The 18,345-nt window shown below is 69.0% G+C and carries 21 protein-coding genes; 1 reads left to right on the forward strand and 20 read right to left on the reverse strand.

Annotation, left to right across the window (positions count from 1 at the left end; genetic code table 11):
* Window positions 1-14: 14 nt before the first annotated feature.
* The 10 genes from BME24068_RS08705 to BME24068_RS08750 are packed head-to-tail and all read right to left on the reverse strand — an operon-like array spanning window position 15 to window position 8,153.
* On the reverse strand, window positions 15-854 hold the full coding sequence (locus tag BME24068_RS08705) for an aspartate dehydrogenase (protein ID WP_096501126.1): 840 nt from the start codon (window positions 852-854) through the stop codon (window positions 15-17).
* Window positions 847-2,517 (reverse strand): thiamine pyrophosphate-binding protein, encoded by a 1,671-nt coding sequence (locus BME24068_RS08710; protein WP_174925805.1) that lies wholly within the window; start codon window positions 2,515-2,517, stop codon window positions 847-849. The genes BME24068_RS08705 and BME24068_RS08710 overlap by 8 nt, the downstream gene beginning before the upstream one ends.
* Window positions 2,510-3,307 (reverse strand): SDR family oxidoreductase, encoded by a 798-nt coding sequence (locus BME24068_RS08715; protein WP_174925806.1) that lies wholly within the window; start codon window positions 3,305-3,307, stop codon window positions 2,510-2,512. Before BME24068_RS08715 ends, BME24068_RS08710 begins: the two co-directional genes overlap by 8 nt.
* Window positions 3,304-4,161, reverse strand: a complete 858-nt coding sequence (locus tag BME24068_RS08720; protein WP_174925807.1) for an IclR family transcriptional regulator — start codon at window positions 4,159-4,161, stop codon at window positions 3,304-3,306. The genes BME24068_RS08715 and BME24068_RS08720 overlap by 4 nt, the downstream gene beginning before the upstream one ends.
* Complete coding sequence (locus BME24068_RS08725) at window positions 4,158-5,054, reverse strand: alpha/beta fold hydrolase (RefSeq protein ID WP_174925808.1); 897 nt, start codon at window positions 5,052-5,054, stop codon at window positions 4,158-4,160. The genes BME24068_RS08720 and BME24068_RS08725 overlap by 4 nt, the downstream gene beginning before the upstream one ends.
* A gap of 18 nt (window positions 5,055-5,072) precedes the next feature.
* A complete protein-coding gene (locus BME24068_RS08730) occupies window positions 5,073-5,600 on the reverse strand; it encodes a cupin domain-containing protein (protein ID WP_174925809.1) in 528 nt (175 codons plus the stop codon).
* A gap of 34 nt (window positions 5,601-5,634) precedes the next feature.
* Window positions 5,635-6,405 carry an SDR family oxidoreductase gene (locus BME24068_RS08735; protein WP_174925810.1) on the reverse strand — a complete coding sequence of 257 codons (771 nt, stop codon included), beginning with the start codon at window positions 6,403-6,405 and terminating at the stop codon, window positions 5,635-5,637.
* Entirely contained in the window at window positions 6,398-7,468 is a 1,071-nt protein-coding gene (locus BME24068_RS08740; protein ID WP_096501140.1) for an aromatic ring-hydroxylating dioxygenase subunit alpha, read from the reverse strand. Before BME24068_RS08740 ends, BME24068_RS08735 begins: the two co-directional genes overlap by 8 nt.
* Before the next feature lie 54 nt (window positions 7,469-7,522).
* Window positions 7,523-7,834: a recombinase-like helix-turn-helix domain-containing protein gene (locus BME24068_RS08745; protein WP_096501142.1), complete on the reverse strand. Its 312-nt coding sequence runs from the start codon at window positions 7,832-7,834 to the stop codon at window positions 7,523-7,525.
* A 1-nt stretch (window position 7,835) separates the two neighbouring features.
* Window positions 7,836-8,153: a non-heme iron oxygenase ferredoxin subunit gene (locus tag BME24068_RS08750; RefSeq protein ID WP_124614162.1), complete on the reverse strand. Its 318-nt coding sequence runs from the start codon at window positions 8,151-8,153 to the stop codon at window positions 7,836-7,838.
* Window positions 8,154-8,599: 446 nt separating this feature from the next.
* On the opposite strand from BME24068_RS08750, the gene BME24068_RS08755 reads away from it, so the two are divergent.
* Window positions 8,600-9,679, forward strand: coding sequence for a porin (locus BME24068_RS08755; protein ID WP_096501144.1), 1,080 nt, complete (start codon window positions 8,600-8,602; stop codon window positions 9,677-9,679).
* A 108-nt stretch (window positions 9,680-9,787) separates the two neighbouring features.
* Here BME24068_RS08755 and BME24068_RS08760 read toward each other — a convergent pair whose 3' ends face one another.
* The 10 genes from BME24068_RS08760 to BME24068_RS08810 form a co-directional block, all read right to left on the reverse strand.
* Complete coding sequence (locus BME24068_RS08760) at window positions 9,788-10,681, reverse strand: IclR family transcriptional regulator (RefSeq protein WP_096501146.1); 894 nt, start codon at window positions 10,679-10,681, stop codon at window positions 9,788-9,790.
* Window positions 10,682-10,956: 275 nt separating this feature from the next.
* Window positions 10,957-11,436 carry a type 6 secretion system effector deamidase TecA gene (gene tecA, locus BME24068_RS08765; protein WP_096501148.1) on the reverse strand — a complete coding sequence of 160 codons (480 nt, stop codon included), beginning with the start codon at window positions 11,434-11,436 and terminating at the stop codon, window positions 10,957-10,959.
* 76 nt (window positions 11,437-11,512) lie between these two features.
* Window positions 11,513-12,235, reverse strand: a complete 723-nt coding sequence (locus BME24068_RS08770) for a S1 family peptidase (RefSeq protein WP_174925811.1) — start codon at window positions 12,233-12,235, stop codon at window positions 11,513-11,515.
* A 196-nt stretch (window positions 12,236-12,431) separates the two neighbouring features.
* Window positions 12,432-12,917, reverse strand: coding sequence for a hypothetical protein (locus tag BME24068_RS08775; RefSeq protein ID WP_096501511.1), 486 nt, complete (start codon window positions 12,915-12,917; stop codon window positions 12,432-12,434).
* A 50-nt stretch (window positions 12,918-12,967) separates the two neighbouring features.
* Complete coding sequence (locus BME24068_RS08780; RefSeq protein WP_096501513.1) at window positions 12,968-14,377, reverse strand: Do family serine endopeptidase; 1,410 nt, start codon at window positions 14,375-14,377, stop codon at window positions 12,968-12,970.
* Window positions 14,378-14,457: 80 nt separating this feature from the next.
* Window positions 14,458-14,820: a hypothetical protein gene (locus tag BME24068_RS08785; RefSeq protein ID WP_239008108.1), complete on the reverse strand. Its 363-nt coding sequence runs from the start codon at window positions 14,818-14,820 to the stop codon at window positions 14,458-14,460.
* A 58-nt stretch (window positions 14,821-14,878) separates the two neighbouring features.
* The gene (locus BME24068_RS08790; RefSeq protein WP_096501152.1) at window positions 14,879-15,703 is read right to left on the reverse strand and encodes a hypothetical protein; all 825 of its coding nucleotides are present in this window, start codon (window positions 15,701-15,703) and stop codon (window positions 14,879-14,881) included.
* An 8-nt stretch (window positions 15,704-15,711) separates the two neighbouring features.
* On the reverse strand, window positions 15,712-16,602 hold the full coding sequence (locus BME24068_RS08795) for a peptidylprolyl isomerase (protein ID WP_174925937.1): 891 nt from the start codon (window positions 16,600-16,602) through the stop codon (window positions 15,712-15,714).
* A gap of 407 nt (window positions 16,603-17,009) precedes the next feature.
* Complete coding sequence (locus BME24068_RS08805; RefSeq protein WP_174925812.1) at window positions 17,010-17,579, reverse strand: YbjN domain-containing protein; 570 nt, start codon at window positions 17,577-17,579, stop codon at window positions 17,010-17,012.
* Window positions 17,580-17,649: 70 nt separating this feature from the next.
* Window positions 17,650-18,339, reverse strand: a complete 690-nt coding sequence (locus BME24068_RS08810; RefSeq protein WP_174925813.1) for a hypothetical protein — start codon at window positions 18,337-18,339, stop codon at window positions 17,650-17,652.
* Window positions 18,340-18,345 lie beyond the last annotated feature (6 nt).

Genomic DNA, 18,345 nt, shown 5'->3' on the forward strand with positions numbered 1-18,345 from the left:
GCCCGAAGGTCCGCTCAGATCACGCAGCGGGCCGCGCGATTGCGCAGCGCGCGGATCGCGCTGTACGCGGTCAACGCGGATGTCTTCGGGTTGTCGGGCAACGGCTTGCCGCTCATTTCGAGCGACATCTCGCCGAACGCGCCGCGCGCGGTGATGCGGTGCACGTTGCGCGCGACCGCCGGATCGGCGATCAGGCGCACGCGCGTCGCATCGAGGCCGAGGCCCGCGAGCGCGACGGTTGCCGCGACGTTCGCATTCTTCGGATACAGCCGCGCGGCATCGCGCGCGGTGCCTTCGAAGATCACCTTCTCTTCGGTCATCGCGCGCAGGTCGCACAGCGCCTCGGCCGGCGTGCCGAGCCAGCCGAGCGGCGGCTTGCGGCCGACGTACAGCACCTCGTCGAGGCCGCCCTGCTTCGCCGACGCCAGCGCGTCGATCCCGCCGATCGCGCCGGACAGCAGCGTGAGCGTCGCGTCGCCCTCGTCGGCGGCCTGCGACAGCACGTCGAGCAGCGCGAGATCGGACAACGCGCCGATCGAAGCGACCGCGCAGTCGGTGCCGGCCTTCAGCAGCGGCACGACGTGATCGACGAGCGCGCTGTGACCCGCGCATTCGAGCGCGAACTCGGGGCGGCGGGCCAGCGCGTCGACCGACGACACGACCTCCACCGCACCGCCGAGTTCGTCCTGCACCGCGGCGCGCTGGTGCTCGGGCACGATCACGTGCGCGACCCGCAGCGACGCATCGTGCTCGACCGCGTGATACACCGCGGCGCCGATCGCGCCGAAGCCGATCATCGCGACGTCGACGGGCGCATGCCCGTGTCCGTGGCCCGGATGGCGTCCGTTAAGCATATTGCCGCTCCGACGGCGTTTCGTCCTTCTTGACCGGCGGGCCCGCGAAGTTCGATGCGAACGCGCCGACCGACAGCATGTCGACTTCGACCATCACCGGCCCTTCCTTCGCGATCCCTTCGCGCACGATCGCTTCCGCCTGGTCGAGCGACGTGATCCGGTAGTGCGTGAGGCCGAAGCTCGCGCAGAACTGCGCGAAATCGGGCTGGTGCAGCTGTACGAAGCAGCGGCGGCCGCCATACTGCGCGTCCTGGATGTTGCGGATCACGCCGTAGCACTGGTCGTTCATCAGCACGATCATCACGTTCGCGTTTTCCTGCACGGCCGTCACCAGTTCGCCGACGTTGACCATCAGGCCGCCGTCGCCGACGAGGCACACCGTCTTCGCCGCCGAACCGGCCAGCGCCGCGCCGATGCCCATCTGGATGCCCTGGCCGATGCCGCCGCCCAGCGCATGCACGCCCGCGCGCGGCTCGAAGATCTTCAGCAGGCGGTTGCCCCACGTGCTGTTCGAGATCGTCACGTCGCGCACCCAGTTGTAGTCGCGGCCCACCGCGCCCTGCAGCGTGTCGACGAGCGTCTTGTACGGGCCGAGGCCCTCCGCCACGCTGGCGACGGCCTGCTCGCGCGCAGCGGCGAGATCGGCGGCGAATTCCGGATCGACGGACAGACGGCCTTCGAGGCGGTCGGCCAGCTCGGCCAGCACGCGCTTCGAATCGCCGTGCACGAACAGCTCGTTGCGATAGCCGCGGTTGTCGGCGAGCGCGTCGGCGTCGACGCGGAACAGCGGCTGCGGCAGCGCGAGCTTGTACTTCAGCGTCTCGTTGCCGCGCAGGCGCGAGCCGACCACGACGAGTGCGTCGCAGGTCTTGTAGAACGCTTCGACCGACGCATGCACGTTGAACGCGCCGAGCGTCGCCGGGTGATCTTCCGGCAGCACGCCGCGGCCCTGCACGCTCGTCACGACACCGAAGCCGAGCTTCACCAGGCGTTCGACTTCCGCACGCGCATGACGCGCGCCGCCGCCGAGCCACAGCAGCGGACGGCGCTTGGCCGCCAGTGCGTCGGCGAGCTTCGCGACGCGGGCATCGTCATGCTCGCGCACCGCGACATGCGCCGGTGCGAGGTCTTCCGGCCATTCGATTTCGGCCGCCTGGATGTCGATCGGAATCTCGACCGACACGGGCCCCGTCGGCGCGGTCTGCGCGATGCGCACCGCTTCGCGGATCGTCGGCAGCACGGTTTCGACCGTGCGCACGCGGAACGCGGCCTTCGAGATCGCGTCGAGCATCGTCAGTTGATCGGGCGCTTCGTGGATGTATGCCAGGTCCTGGTCGAGGTACGGCGTCTCGATCTGCCCCGTGATGTGCAAGAGCGCGGTGCCGGCCGTCAGCGCTTCGACCATCGCGCCGGCTGCGTTGCCCGCCGCCGTGCCCGTGCTCGTGAACGCGACGCCCAGGCCGCCCGACACGCGGGCCAGGCCGTCGGCCATGTTCACCGCGCCCGCTTCACCGCGCGCGCCGACATAACGGATGTTGCCGCGCGAGTTGATCGCGTCGAGGATCGGCATGTTGTGGATCGAGATGACACCGAATGCGGTTTTGACGTCGCACTGCTCGAGAAAGGCGGCAATCAGCTCGCCAACCGTGGTTTTTTTAGACATGGCGTGCAAAACCTCCAGAAACGTCGATATGGCTGCCCGTCGTATAGGACGACAGATGCGTTGCAAGATAAAAAAGGGCCCAGGCAGCCTCGTCGGGCTTGCCGAAGCGGTTCAGCGGAATGTTCTTCTTGCGGGCGAGCGCGCCCGTCCAGTCTTCCCAGCTTTCGCCGGCCTGCGCCTGTGCTTCGTAGCGGCGGCGCCACTGACCCGACTCGACGATGCCGATCAGGATCGAGTTCACGCGGATGCGTTGCGGCGCCAGTTCGGTCGCGAGCGACTTCACGAGGCTCAGCACGCCCGCGCGCGCCGACGACGTCGCGACCATGTGCGGCTCGGGCTGCAGCGCGAGCAGCGAGTTCACGCAGGTGATCGACGGCGCGGCCGCATCGCGCAGCAGCGGCAGGAACGCACGCGTCGGGCGGATGATGCTGAAGTACTTCAGTTCGAGCTCTTCGCGCCATGCGTCGTCGGTCGTGTCGGCGAAGGTCGACACGCGACCCTGGCCGGCGTTGTTGACCAGCATGTCGGCGTGGCCGAAGCGGTCGGACACGGCCTGCGCGAACGCGGCCACGTCGGCTTCGTCGAGCACGTTGCAGCGCACGGCAAGCAGTTGCGCGCCCGGATATTTTTCGCCGAGCAGCGCTTGCGCGCGTGCGAGGCGTTCGCCGTCGCGGCCGCAAATCGCGACCGATGCGCCAGCCTGCAGGAACCGTTCGGCAGTCGCGAGGCCGATGCCGGACGAACCGCCCGTCACCACCGCCACCTGCCCGGTCAGATCGATCTGAATCATCGGAGTCCTAAAGCCTTCAGAAACGTGTGCTCGTCATCCGAGCGGTAATTGAGCCGCCGCGACAATTCCGCCGCCGCGCGCTGCACCTTGTCGATCAGCCCGTCGGCGATCAGCGACGCGTCGATCTCCGGGCGCGGCACCGTCACCGTGATGCACGCGACGATCCTCTGCGTGTCGTTGCGCACGGGCGCCGTGACCACCGAGATCCCGCGCTCGAACGACGAATTGCTGACGCCGTAGCCGCGCAGCGCATCCTCGCGGATCACTTCGTACAGCGCGTCGACCGTTTCCGGCGTCGCGCTCGTCATCCGGTTCAGCGCGCCTTCCGGATACAGCGCACGCAGCTCCGTCAGCGACAGGTCGCCCATCAGCACGTGGCCGTGGGTCGTGGCATGCGCGGGCAGCCGCGTGCCGACGTTCACGCGAATCGAGCTGAACACCGGCGACTGGCTCTGCGCTTTCGCGACGAACACCACGTCGCGGCCGTCGCGGATCACGATGTGCGTCGTGAAGCCGGTTGCGTCGCGCAGGCTCTCGATCACCGGCAGGCCGAGATCGGTCAGCTCCAGCGAGCTCAGGTATTCGAAGCCGAGCCGCAGCACGGCGATCCCGAGCTTGTAATTGCGATCCTTGTCCGCGCGCTCGAGGAAGCCGAGCGATTCGAGCGTCTGCAGCAGACGGAACACCGTCGTGCGCGGAATGCCAAGGCGCTTCGACAGCTCCGGCGCGCCGAGCACCGGCTCGCGCGGCGAGAATTCGGCGAGGATCCGCAGCCCGCGTTCGAGGCCCGGCACCACGTAGTTGGCCTCGGCCTTCGCGTTTTCCGCGTCCTGTTGTTGCAACGGTTCGCTCATTCCAGCCCCCGTTGACGATCGCATTGGCGGCAGAAGCCGTCGATCAGCGACGAATACACTGCCGGCGCTTCCACGTAACCGGCATGACCGGCCTGCGGAATCACCTGCAGCCCGACGTGCGCGGCCGCGGCGATGCGCTCGCAGGCAGCCGGCGGCGTGATCGCGTCGTTCGCGCCGACCGCCACCGCCGTGCGGCCGCGAAAGCCGGCGAGATCGGACGCGAGATCGGCGTTCGCGAGCAGATGCGTGGCCTGCGCATAGCCGGCCGGCACGATGCGCGCCATGTTCCAGCGCACCCATGCCCGCGCTTCGTCGCTCGCGAAACCGGACAGCATGTTGCCGCTGCGCTGCTCGGCGAGCCCGGCCGGGCCGAGCTCCTCGAGCATCGCGAGGCGCGCGTCGCGGCGCGTGTCGCGCGTTTCGGCGGGCGCGCTGCCGTAGCCGCCCGCGGGCGAAATCAGCAGCAGGCCGGCGATCCGCGCGGGCACCGCGCGGGACAAGCCGCCCGCGATGATCGCGCCGAGCGAATGCCCGACCAGCACGCAGCGTTCGATACCGAGTGCCTCGAGCCACGCGTTCAGCGACGCCGCGTAATCGGCGGCCGCCGGCGATGCGCCGTGCACGGGCGTCGATACGCCGTAGCCCGGCGCATCCCACGCAAGCACGCGCCGCGACGCGCCGAGCGTGTCGAGCTGGCGCACCCACGATGCGGCGCCCGAGCCGATCCCGTGCAGCAGCACGACGGGCAGCGCGCGGCCCGCATGCTGCGCGCCGGCCTCACGGTAGCCGATCGTGCCCGCCGCGCCGGCCTCGCAGCGCTGCTCGGGAAACTGCCCGAGCAGCGTGGCGAACGCCGCGGTGCGGTCGCGTTCACGTTTGTCGATGACACTCATTACTGGCTCCGCTCCGTCTCAGCGCTTGATCTTCGCGAGCGGCGAATCCGGCGGATACGTCGGCGTGATGGGCTTCGGCGAACCGAGCATCACGCACATCAGCGCATCTTCCTCGCCGATGTTGATTTCCGTGCGATACACGCCCGGCGGCACCGAGATCAAGTCGCGTTCGCCGAGGATCGCTTCCCAGGTCTCGCCATCGCGCTCGCAGATCACCTTCATCTTGCCGCGCAGCACGAAGAAGATTTCCTCGACGTCGATGTGGATGTGGCTCGGGCCGATGTTGCCGGCCGGGATGACCATCGTCGAGAACGTGAAGTTGCCGGCCGGCACCGTGTTGACGTCCTTCGCGACGCCCGTGCCGCCCGTGCCGACGTAGCGCATCTGCGCGCGACGGTACTTCGGGTCGTAGTCGGCCTGGAACTTCAGTGCGTCCCAGTCGTAGCGCCGCGTTGCGTAGCGCGCGACGCGCCCTTCCATCCAGTCGCCGAAACTTGCTTCTTCCGGCTGGTCCCACGACTTGCGTTCGAGATCTGCGTCCGCCATCGTCCTCTCCTTCATTCCGAGTGAAAACTTCAATTCAGTTCATTACGAAGCCGCCGTTCACCGGCAGCAGCTGGCCCGTCACGAAGCGCGCGCCGTCCGACAGCAGGAACAGCACCGGGCCCGTCACGTCCTCCGGCACCTGCGCACGCGCGAGCGCGCGGCCCTGCATGTAGAACGCGTGGCGTTCGGCCGGCACGTAGGCCGTCGCCTCGACTTCGGTGAGCCCCGGCGCGATCGCGTTGACCGTCACGCCGTACGCACCGAACTCGCGCGCCTGCGCATGCGTCATCGCGATCACGGCGCCCTTGCTGGCGACGTACGCGAGCAGCTTCGGCGCGCCCCACAGCGCGGTATCCGATGCGAGGTTCACGATCGCGCCGCGGCCCGACTTCGCGAGGTGCGGCAGCGCCGCATTGCTGACGAGCCACACGCCGCGCACGTTCACGTTCATCACGGCATCCCAGGTCGACACGTCGAGTTCCGCCGACAGCTTGCCGCCCGAATTCGTGATCGCCGCGTTGTTGATCAGCGCGTCGATGCCGCCGAGCGCCGCGGCGCCCTGCGCGACGAACGCATCGACGCTCGCCGGATCGGCCAGGTCGAGCGTGAAGAAATGCGCGGCATGGCCGGCTTGCGCGAGCCGCGCGGCCAGCGCGCGGCCCTCTTCGACGAGCACGTCGCCGAACGCGACCTGCGCGCCCGCTTCGACCAGCGCCTTCACGAACGCGGCGCCGAGACCGCGCGCGCCGCCCGTCACGAGCACGCGGCGCCCCGGCAGCGACACGACCGGTGCGAACTCAGCCATGTGCCGGCTCCGCCGCGGCGTGCGCCGCGCGGTGCGCGTCGAGCGCGGCCAGGTGTTCCTGCGCGCGCTGGCGCAGCATCCGGCGCACGCGCGTGATGCCGACGTCGTGCTGGTACAGGTATTCGTGATCGCGTGCGTGCGGCGCGAGGCTTTCGAGGACGTAGCGGTCCTGCTCGAGCACGTCCCAGTGCAGACCCTCGAGGCGGTTGCGGTACATGAAGCGCCACACGTCGCGCTGCCAGCCGCTGACCTTGCGGGTACGCCAGAAGTAGACCTGGCAGTTGTCGCCGTCGACCGGCGTCGCGAAGCCGATGATCCCGAAGTTGCCGCCCGGGCCGAACTTCTGCTTGTATGGAATCGCGAGGCGCATCCACAGGCAGCCGGTTTCGCCGAGCTCGACCCAGTCGAAGTTCACGTCGCGCTGGCCGATCTTCTCGAACATCAGGCCCGTTTCCGTCTTGCGCACGCGCATGTCGGCCTGCTTGTCGCCTTCGGCCATCGAATGCGACGTCGCGTGCAGATACGCGCCGTGCATCGGGTCCATCACGTTGTCGATCGCGTACTGGTAATTGCACTTCCAGTTCGACACGCACAGGAAGTGGCCGTACTCGTCGGCGACCAGTTCTTCCGGCAGGTTCAGCGGCGCCGGCTCGCCGTGCGCTTCGTCGCCGAACCACAGGAAGATCGCGCCGGCCTTCTCTTCGACCGGATACGACTTCACGCACTTCGTGCCTTCGAGCGGACAGTTCGACACGGCCGGCACACGGTTGACCGTGCCGCCGCCGTCGACTTCGATGCCGTGATACCAGCACGCGATGTTGCCGCCGAGGTTCCAGCCGAGCGACAGGCGCGCGCCGCGGTGCGGGCAGCGATCTTCCAGCGCGTGGACTTTGCCTTCGTGATCGCGCCACAGCACGATCTGCTCGGACAGGCGCGTGAGGCCGACGGGCGCGTTCGACACCTGCCAGCTCGGGGCGACGGGATACCAGTAGTTCTTGATGCCGCGATCGAGGTAGTCGCGGACCGGGTCGTGTTGGACTTCGTGTTGTGCGGGGGACGTCATCAGTGTGCTCCGGATGCGGTTGTCGTCGGGTCGGCGGTCACGCGGCAAGCGCGCTCATTCCGCCAGCGAGGCCATTTCGGCGCGGAAACGCTCGGGCGTCCAGACCGTGCCGTCCGGCGCGCGGAAGCCGATGCGGTTCAGGCCCGCGACGACGTCGTCCAGCTCGGTCGCGCCGCTCTCGAACACGCGTTCGAGCGCATCGCCGAGATCGTTCTCGTACTGCGTCGGCTCGGCCTTGCGGTTCTGCCACACGCGGTTCTCGACCTGCCCCGGGATTTCGATCTGCCCCTTGCCCGCGACGTTGTTCGGCTGCGGCGCCACCCACGGCTTCAGGAAGGGATTGAAGTTGACGGTCGCTTCTTTCATGTCATTCCACCTTGATCTGGATTTCCTCACCGGCCAGGCGCACCGCGTACTGCTTCAGCGCGCGCCCGCCCGGGCCCTTCAGGCATTCGCCCGTCTTGATGTCGAACACGGCTTCGTGCAGCGGGCATTCGACGGTGCCTTCGTCAACGAAGCCCTGCGTCAGCAGCGCGTATGCATGCGGGCACACGTTCTCGAGCGCATACACCTCGTCGCCTACGCGGTAGATCCCGATTTCGACGCCGTCGGTCCGCTTGAACTCGATCGGCATGTCTTCCGACAGCGCGCCGGCGTGCCCGGCACAAATCCATTGTTCAGACATCTCACACCCTTCCTTCTGATCGACTCTGGGTTCGCTCCGGATTTGTTCCATATCCGGAACAGCAGTTTATGGATGGTGATTATAGGAGCGACTTTCCACGAGTAAAACAAAAAGCTGCATGTCCTAGGGAAAACACCGACCGCAGGATCGGCGAGCGTCGTCGCAGCCCTGATATGACGAATATTTTTGTTTTACGGCAGGGATTTAAGTGGTTTTTTCGAGATGCCCGCCCCCGTGTTGCGCGATGGCGTCGGACGCATCCGTCCCGATAAATTTATTTTTGACCACATGCGCGGCGCCCCTATACTCCATTCCATCAGAGGCACGTTGTTCCTTATATGGAACATTAAAATGCCCGCCCGGTGGTGAAGAACGCGTGATGGCCGGCCGTCCCCGCGTCTGCCGTCGCGGCATCTTTCATCAGGTTCGGAGAGTCAGGAGATCAAATGGTCAAGCATGCGGTAGCAGCAGCAGTCATCGGAATGGGCGTCATGTCGGGCGCATGGGCGCAGAGCAGCGTGGTGCTGTACGGCAGCCTGGATGCCGGCGTCGCGTACGTGAACAACGTCGGCGGTCACGCGAAATGGGCGATGATCCAGGGCAACACGCAGCCCGACCGGTGGGGCCTGAAAGGCAAGGAAGACCTCGGCGGCGGCCTGTCGGCGATCTTCCAGCTCGAAAACGGCTTCTATACGAACAACGGCCAGCTCGCGACCGCGAACACGATCTGGAACCGCGCGGCGTTCGTCGGCCTCAGCTCGGATCGCTACGGCACGCTGACGCTCGGCCGCCAGACGCCGCTGACGTTCGACTATCTCGATCCGCTCAGCACGGCCTACCTCGCGATGAGCTGGTATGCGTTCCACCCGGGCAACATCGACGGGCTCGCCGCGACCGGCAACGTGCCGTACAACAACTCGGTCAAGTACCGTTCGCCGGATTTCGCGGGCTTCTCGGCCGCCGCGACGATGGCGCTCGGCAACACGACGAACTTCTCGACCGGCAAGTCGGTCGGCGTCGCGCTGAACTACGCGAACGGGCCGTTCAAGGCGTCGGCCGTCTACTCGAACGAGCACGACCGCTCGATCCTGATCAGCCAGACGGGCATCGCATCGTTCCAGGGGCAGAACACCGCGAACGGCTACATCGCGAACAAGGTGGAGAACATCGGCGCGGGCGCGTCGTACCGGTTCGGCAGCTTCCTGGTGCACGGCCTGTACACGCGCGTGAAGATGCAGTCGAACGGCTACTCCGACACGTTCCAGAGCTACGACGCGGGCGTGAACTACCAGAGCAGCGCGTTCAACACGATCGCGGGCGGCGCGGCAACGACGACGCTGGCCGGCCGCCGCTGGACCCAGGTCGAGCTCGGCGACATCTACGCGCTGTCCAAGCGCACGCAGCTCTACGCGAACGTGCTATACGAACACGGCTCGGGCGGTGCGAATGCGTCGTTCTTCACGGCCGGTGTATCGAGCACCGCGAACCAGGTGATCGTGCTGACCGGGATTCACCACTCGTTCTGAACAATGCCGGGCACCACGCCCGACGCCGGAATCGAAAAGAGCAGCCCGCGGGCTGCTCTTTTTCATGGGTTGTCGGCGAAACCGCGCGACGCGCGCGCGCTCGACCGGTCAGAACATCGCGACGCGGTGGCGCGCATGCGCGAACGTCGGATCGCTTTCGAGCGGCCGGTAGTTCAGCCGCTGCGACAGGTCGACCGCGGCGCCGCACACCGCTTCGACGAGCCGTTCCTTCTCGCCGGCCTCGCCGATTTCCGAGCGCGGCACCGTCGCCGTGATCGCCGCGACGATCCCGCCCGAATGGTCGCGCACGGGCGCGGTCACGGCCGAGATCCCGCTTTCGAACGCGGCCTCGCTGACCGCGTAGCCGAGCCGCGCGTAATGACGCACACGCTCGTACAGCTCGTCGACGGTGCCCGGCGTGCGCTCGGTGAACTGTTCGAGGCGCTTTTCCGGGTAGAGCTGACGCAGCGCGTCGCGCGTGAGGTCGCCCATCAGCACGTGGCCGTGCACGGTCGCATGCGCGGGCAGCCGCGTGCCGACGTGCACCTTCACCGAACCGAACATCGACGTGTTGCTCTGCGCCTTCGCGACGAACACGACATCGCGCTGGTCGCGGATCAGCAGGTGCGTCGACAGGCCCGTCGCATCGCGCAGCCGTTCGAGCACGGGGGCGCCGAGATCGGTCAGTTCGAGCGAATTCAGATATTCGAAGCCGAGCCGCAGCACGCCGACGCCGAGCCGGAAGTAGCGATCGCCGTTCACGCGCTCGAGAAAGCCGAGCGCTTCGAGCGTCTGCAGCAGGCGGAAGGTGGTCGTGCGCGGGATGCCGATGCGCTTCGACAGTTCGGGCGCGCCGAGCACCGGCTCGCGCGCGGAGAATTCGGCGAGTATCCGCAACCCGCGTTCGAGCCCCGGCACGAGATAGGACGACGCGCCGCCGGACGATTCGTCGTCGCCGGTCGCGCCGGAGTCGGGTGCGCCGCTCATCGTTGTCTTGGCCATGGGTACACGGACGGAAGGAAATCAATCACAAAACGGGTCGTGGATCGCCGCGGATATTCAGTCATGCTACTCCAGCGCGCGCCCTGCTTCGCAGTCTTGGGCATCGCCGGAACGCCGCACGCGCCGATCCAGTGAATAGTCATCCACGATCGAGAGGATACCAGCGATAGACGGCGCGACGCCATGCGGAAATCGCCGGATGCGCGGCGCCGGCTCGAGTCGGGCCGGCCGCGGATCATGTCCGGCGGCGCAGCATGGCGGCGACGCGTGCGCCGTTACAAGCGAGACAGGTGGACCTGGATGCTCGTCCGGTCGTACGAGAAGGTGCCGTCGTCGTTGCGCGGCAACGCGCGCGCGAGATCGACCGCATACATCCAGCCGCTCCCCAGGCGCCCGCCGTTGATGCCCCGGATCCGGCTGCCGCCGACCGAGATCGCCGCATGAAAGACCGAGCCGCCGCGCGAGAAGCCGACCGCGGTGCCGGCCGGAATGCTGCTCTGCCCGTCCCACGGCGTGCCGGCCGCGAAGTTGAAGCGCGGCCGCCAGTTCTGGCCGATCGTGTCGAGCAGCATGGCAGGCGTGATGATCGTGTGCCCGGCCAGCAGGTATCTGACGAAGGCCGCGGCATCGTAGCAGACGCCGCCGGACACGTATTCCAGGATGTCGGCCATCCCGTACATCAATCCCTGCGCGTGCTTCTGCCGTTCGCCAATGCCGGACTGCGCGACATGCGCGCCCAGTTGGGTGAGTTCCATGAGGTGGTCCTTTTGAGGGAAAGGAGCGTCATCGTCCCGCCAACGCACGAACGTCATATCTTATGACGACAGCCCGTCACTCGCCGCACAGAATCCCCACCTCGAGCGTCGCCGCGCGCGCCGCATGCGGCTGCAGCGGCTCGAGCTGCGGCGCATCGGTTTCGTCGTAGCGCACGCCGTTCGCCGCGAGGAACGCCTTGACCGGTTCGACGGGCACCGCGATCACGTAGCGCGCGACATCGGTACGCGTCGCGACCGCGCGCGAGTCGCCGGTCGCGACCTCCGCGCGATCGGTGACGACGCCGATCACGCGCCCCGCCTGGTCGAGCACGGCCGCGCCGCTCGCGCCGTTCGTCGCGGCCAGCATCAGCGTGAGTGCATCGGCGCGTGCGCCGGGACGCGTCAGCCCGTTGACAACCGCGGTCGCGCGATCGGGCATCTTGCGCAGCGCGTCGTAGCCGGCCGCGAATACGGGTTGCGCGCCGCCGCCGGGCGGCGTGCGTGCGAACGCGGCGACGAGCAACGGGCGAAGCGTGCTGCCGACGACCGCGAGATCGCGCTCCGGGCTGACGACCCGCACCCGCGCCCGCGCGACGCGTGCATCCTTGATCACGAACAGGCTGCCGCATCCGGCGACCGCGTGACGCGCGGTCAACACGTCGCCGGCATCGTTGATGAAGATGCCGGTGGCGTTCACGTCGAGGGTGCGGGCGTCGGGTTGCGGACGGATCGCGAGTGGGGTGGGTTGCGCGGCGGGGTCTGCCTGTGCGGTTGGCGCGAGCAGCAACGCAATGGTCAATCCGAGTACGGCCGCGACGCACTGCACGCATACCGGTAATCGGGATGCGGCGAAAGCAGCGATTCGTCCCGCAGCCGGCGGGCGAACCGGCAATCGCCTCGCGGCGCAGGTAGCGATCCGCATCGTCACCCGCATGCGAACCGGCGAACGACGCGCATCTTCGTCGCATGCAGATGCTTGCGCCGCGCCGGCAACCTCACGGCGCGCGCGCCGCCGATCCCGCCGACGCGGGCGCAGCCGCCGCCGCGTCGGGGTTCGGCGTCAACCGCAAACGCACCCGCAACGGCTGCAGCATGTCCGGCGGCGGCGGCTCGGTCAGCGGGTTCGCGGTCAGCAGTTGCCGCAGCGTCGCATCCGCGTCGGGCGCGCCGAGCGACGCGAACTCGACGCGCGTGACGGCGCCGTTCGGACCGATCCACGCCCGCACGACGATCGCGGGCGGCGGCGCCTCGGCGCTCGCCTTCAGCACGCGTTCCTCGAGATACCGGTGCAGCCGGTCGGGCGCTTCGCCGTCGGCTTCGAGCCATGCCTGGAACTGGCGGCCGACGAGCTGCGCATAGCTGATCCACGGCTGCGGCACGTCGGCCGTCTGCGCCACGGCCGGCGCGCACGCGGCCAGCACGCACACGAACGCGAGCGTCCGCAGCCATCCGGAAACCGTCCATTCCAGCCTTCGCTTCATCACGTCTCCCTTTGCCTGCTCGCCCGCGCGCACCATGCGTCCGGCTCCACTCATCCGATCTCGATCGGCACATACAGCCGCGTGCCGCCGCGCTGCACGAGCAGCGCGACGTTGCCGCGCGCGGCTTCGATCCCCGTCATCAGCGCGCCGATGCTCGCGACCGGCGTGCCGTTGACCGACAGCACGACGTCGCCGGGCTGCAAGCCCGCGCGCGCCGCCTGGCCGCTCACCTGTTCGACGACGAGCGCCTGGCTCACGCCGAGCTTCTGCCGCTCCTGCTCGGTCGCCGCGCGCAACGCGAGCCCGAAGCGCGCGGCCGCCTGCGCGCCGCCGCTCGACGCCGACCCGCTGTCGAACGCGCCGACCGTCGCGCTCAGGTGCGTCGCTCGGCCCGCGCGCCACACGAGCAGATCGGCCTGCCGCCCGGGACGCATGCCGGCGATCGTGCCGAGCAGGTCGGACGATTCGGCGACCGGCTTGCCGTCGACCGCGAGCACGACGTCGCCGGCCCGCAGCCCGGCCTTCGCGGCCGGGCCGTCCGGCTCGATCATCGTGATCAGCGCGCCATCCGGGTTCGCGAGGCCGAACGAGCGCGCGAGCGCCTGGCTGACCTCCTGCACCGCGACGCCGAGCCGGCCGCGCGTGACCTTGCCGGTGCGCAGCAGCTGGTCCTTCACGTCGAGCGCGATGTCGATCGGAATCGCGAACGCGAGCCCCTGGTAGCCGCCCGTCTTCGAGAAGATCATCGAGTTGATCGCGATCACGCGGCCGTTCAGGTCGAACAGCGGGCCGCCCGAATTGCCGGGATTGATCGGGACGTCGGTCTGGATGAACGGAATCGCCTGCTCGCCCGGCAGCGAGCGCGACTTCGCGCTGACGATGCCCTGCGTGACCGTGTTCGCGAACCCGTACGGCGAGCCGATCGCCATCACCCAGTCGCCCACTTCCGTGCGCGCCGGATCGCCGGTCGCGACGACCGGCAGGTTGCGCGCGTCGATGCGGATCACCGCGACGTCCGACACCGGATCGCTGCCGATCACGCGGCCCTTGAACTGCCGCTTGTCGGTCAGCTTCACGTCGACGGTGGCCGCATCGCCAACCACGTGCCGGTTGGTGAGAATCTCGCCGTCTTCGCTGACGATGAAGCCCGAGCCGAGGCTCACCTCCTCGCGGTTGCCGATCACGCGGCGCGCAAGGAACGGCGCGAGCGGATGGTCGGGCCCGATGCCGGGCGGCAGCTGGATGCCCATCTGCGTGACTTCGCGCGTGACGCTGATGTTGACGACGGCCGGCCCGACGCGCCTGACGAGCGCGGCGAAATTCGGCAGCGCGATCGTCGGCGCGCCGTCGGCCTGCGTCGCGCGATCGGCGGCCCGCGCCGCGCCGCATGCGCCGCCGAGCGTCAGTGCGAACCCGACCGCGAGCGCCGCCACGCGGCCGGTGTGCTTGCCCGATTTCACGTTGCTGCTCCTCGTCGGTTCGCGCCGGTGCGCCACCGGCTCATGCCTGCCCTCAACCGGTCGTCAACCGCGGACGTGCGTCACTTCGGCGGCACGGCCACCGGCGCATTGGGACGCTGCGGCGTCACGGACTTGCCCCAGTTCGTGCCGAAGCGGTTCTGCTCGGTCGACAGGTTGAACGTGCCGAGACGGTTCGACGGCTGCTTCGACAGTCGCTCCGAATCGGTCTGCGACGCGCCCGTCTGCGGGTCGGCCTTCGGCTGCAACTGGTCGCTCAGGCAGTCGTACGACAGCGCGCGCTTGCCGTCGACCTCCGCGTCGACGCACACCGGCTTCGTGCCCGAGCCCGGCTGCGCCGGTGCCGCGCGATTGCCCTGCGCGTGCGCACCGACCGCCAGCAGCAAGCAGGCGAGCACCGCGATCCCGTTTGATCGCCACATCATTCGCGCCTCCTTCGGCGCAGCGCCCGTCGCCGTGCCGGGTTCACCCGCGTACCGCGGTTCATGCGCCGGCCCCGCGTGCCGACGGCCGCGCCAGGAAACGCACGAACGCCCCGCGATCGGCCGCGTCGACCACCGGCTCGTTCGCGTCGGCCTGCCGCGCCCATGCGTCGCGCATCCCGTCGACCGGCTGCCACGCATGCACCTGCGTGCCGGTCGGATACGGCGTGACGAGCGGTTCGCGATAGTCGACGCGAAACAGCCGCGGCGCCTCGGCGCCGGCTGCCCACAGATCGCCGACGTCGCGCACGCTCGCATCGAACCAGAAGCGGACCCAGCGCACCGTCGGCGCGAGCGCGTCGGACGGCGCGTCGGACGGCGCGTCGGGCACGCGCAGGAAGCCGGCCAGCACGAGCAGCACGGCCGCCAGATCGTCGTCGCGCAGCATCCGGTACGACCAGAGATCCGCGACGTCCACGCACGCGATCACCGCGATGAAGCGTTCGATCGTGAGCGCGGGCCATGTGCGCCGCATCAGCATGTAATGACGCGGCCACTGCGCGACGAAGCGCTCGCGATGGCGCGCCGCGACCCGCGCGTCGCGCGAGCCGCGGATCGCCAGTTCGTCCGGCTGGTACTGGCGCGTGGTCAGCACGCACTGCGCCGAGCAGCGCGCGCTGCGGTGCCGCGCATAGCCGCCCGTGCCGGGCAGCGGCTCCAGTGCGCCGAAACACAGTGGGCAGTGCGTCGGCCACTCGCCGGGCCGGCCCGGCCACGGGTTCGCCTTCGGCATGCGCGGGCGATCGGCGGCGGCGGATGCGCGCCGCCGCCCCGGCGTGCGCGCATCGGGCGCATCGACGCGCGGCGTCGAACGGACAGAGGCCATGGGCGCGCCTATCGGGCGGATGCGAGCGCTTTCTTCAGCGCGTCTTCGTTGATCGGCGCGTTCGCGGCCAGCTTCGCGAGATACGCCTGCGCATTCTGCTGCGTGCGCTGCGCACGCAGCGTCGCACGCACCTGGTCCTTCACGTCGGCCAGCGGTCGCGGCGCGGCCGCGCGCACGTCGATCAGCTTCACGACGTGGAAGCCCGTCGGCGTCTGGACCGGCGCGGACACCTGGCCGGGCTTCAGCGCGTCGGCCGCCTGGCGCACGGCCGGCAGCATCAGCGCATCGGGCACGTAGCCGAGATCGCCGCCGTTCGCGGCGCTGGCCTTGTCCTGCGAGTTCGCCTTCGCGAGCGCCGCGAAATCGCCGCCGCGCGCGCGGTTCGCGAGATCGGCCGCCTGCTTGCGCGCCTTGTCGACGGTGGCCGCATCCGCATTCGGCGGCACCGCGAGGTAGATCTGCGCGACGTGCAGCGCGCGCGGCGCAGTGAACGCGGCGCGATTCCTGTCGTACGTGGACTGGATCTCGGCGTCCGACGGATAGTCGGCCGGCGGCGCGCTCACCGACGCGAGGTAGCTGCGCGCGACGATGTCGCGCTGCGCCTGCTCGATCGCCTGCTGTACCTGCGCCTGCTTGTCCCAGCCCTTCGATTTTGCTTCGGCGAGCACGGCCTTCTGCGCGAGCGTCGAGCGCACGACCTGGTCGAGCGCGGCCGGATCGGCCGCGAGCCGCTCGCGCCCTTCGGGGCTCACCGCTTTCAGCAGCCCCGCGATATCGGCCTGCGTGACCGACGCCTGCGCGGCGTTCGCGATCACGTCGTCCTGCGCGCGCGCGACGAGCGGCGTACCCAGCACGAGACTGGCCGCCACCATCGCCAGCAAGTTCATCTTCTTCATCATGATTCGATTGCCCTCTCGATTGCTTTTGATTCGCGCACGCCGTCCATCGTGCGACGCGCGCGTCATTCGTTCGTGGTGCACCGCCGGATCGCTCGCCGGCGCGCTGTCGATCCGCGTCACGTGCCCGCGCCGGTCGAGCCACGCGCGCACCGGCAGCACCGGCACGTCGTCGCCCGTATCGGCGAGCCGGTCGGCCCAGCGCCCGACGTGCGCGCGCAACCGGCACGCGGCGGCGTCCTCGCCGTCGAACGCCGCCTGCAGCCGCCGTGCCACACCTTCCGCATACGCAAACCACACGCCCGGCGCCGCCTCCTCGGACAGCGGGCCTGCAGCGGGCCGCCAACTGCCCGGCAGCAGCGCGCGCAGCGCGGCGCCGATCCGGCGGCCGGCGCTCCGGCGGCCGGCGATCATGACTGCGCGGCAGTCTCGCGGGCGGCCTCGATGGTCGCCGGGTCACCGGCCGCCGCACGCGCCGCCGCTTCCTGCTCGGCCATCACGGGACGGTTGCGCAGGTGCAGCAGGAATTCCTGGATCAGCCGATCCCACAGCTCGATCGTCGAACGCAGGTGACGCTCCGACACGCCACCGGCAACGACCCCGTCCATCTCCAGCGCGAGAAACTGCCCGTGGCTTGCGAGCCGTGCGAACCGCTTCGTGCGATTCCAGTTCGCGACCAGTTCGGCAGGCAGGTCGCCCTGCACCTGCAGCACGCACGACAGCGTGTAGTCGATGTACGGCAGCGCGCCAGGCTCGGTACCCTGCGGCACAAGCCCGGCGGCCGGATTGCCGAAGCGCACCGCGAAGCCGATCCCCTGGCTCGCGCTCATCAGCTGCACCGCGCCGTTCTGCTCGGCGGCCGTCACGCGATAGCCGGCGGCACGCAGCACGTCGGCGAGCCGGTCGGCGCTGATCGTCTCGAGCAATGCGTCGTGTGCCGTGCGCTCGTCGCCGGCGTTCTTCAGATGGCTGTCCTGCATGTCCGTATTCCTTGTATTCAACGAATCGATCGGTTCAACCCGGCGCGCGTGATCCGCGCGCACCCTGCGCTCACTGCGCCGCGGCCGCGGCGCCCGCCGAAGCCGCGGACGCCGGCGACGCGACAGCCGGACGCGCGGTCCGGTCGTACTTGCCTGCATACAGCGCATCGCCGTAGCGCTGCGCGAGATCGTCGTACTTCACGCGCGCCGACTGCGCGAACGGCTGTCGCGACGAGAAAAACGTGCCGAGCCCGACGTGCTCGTACGCGTCGAGAATCTCGTGGCCCACGCGATACAGCTCCGCATTGTGTGCCTCGCAGGTTTTCAGTTGCGTGTCACGCGCGACGGCATCCTTCTGCAATTGCGTGTACTGCGCATCGCGCGAACGCGACACCGCGAGCAGGTCCTCGTAGGACGACTTGACCTTCGCGAGCGCTTGCGCATCCTGCTCATGGCTGGCCTTCTCCTGCGCGAGCGCGCGCTTCGCGGCCGCCCCGACGCCCGAATCGCCGCGCGCCGCCGCAAGCTGCCCCTGCAGCGTCTTCAACTGCGCGAGCGCATCGTCGCGTTGCTTCTCGGCGGCCGACTTGTCGGCCTGCAGCTGCGCCTGGCCGTCCTGCAACTGGCGCAGCTCCTGCACGGTCGAGCGCAACTGGCTGCGCAGCTTGTCCTCGATGCTCTGCGCGCGCGCGCCGCCGGCGGCCAGCAGCAGCGCGCCGGCCAGGCCGGCCGCAAACATCGTGCGAGTGATCGTGTTCATCCGCGA

This window comes from Burkholderia anthina (assembly GCF_902498995.1).
Classification (GTDB): Bacteria; Pseudomonadota; Gammaproteobacteria; order Burkholderiales; family Burkholderiaceae; genus Burkholderia; species Burkholderia anthina.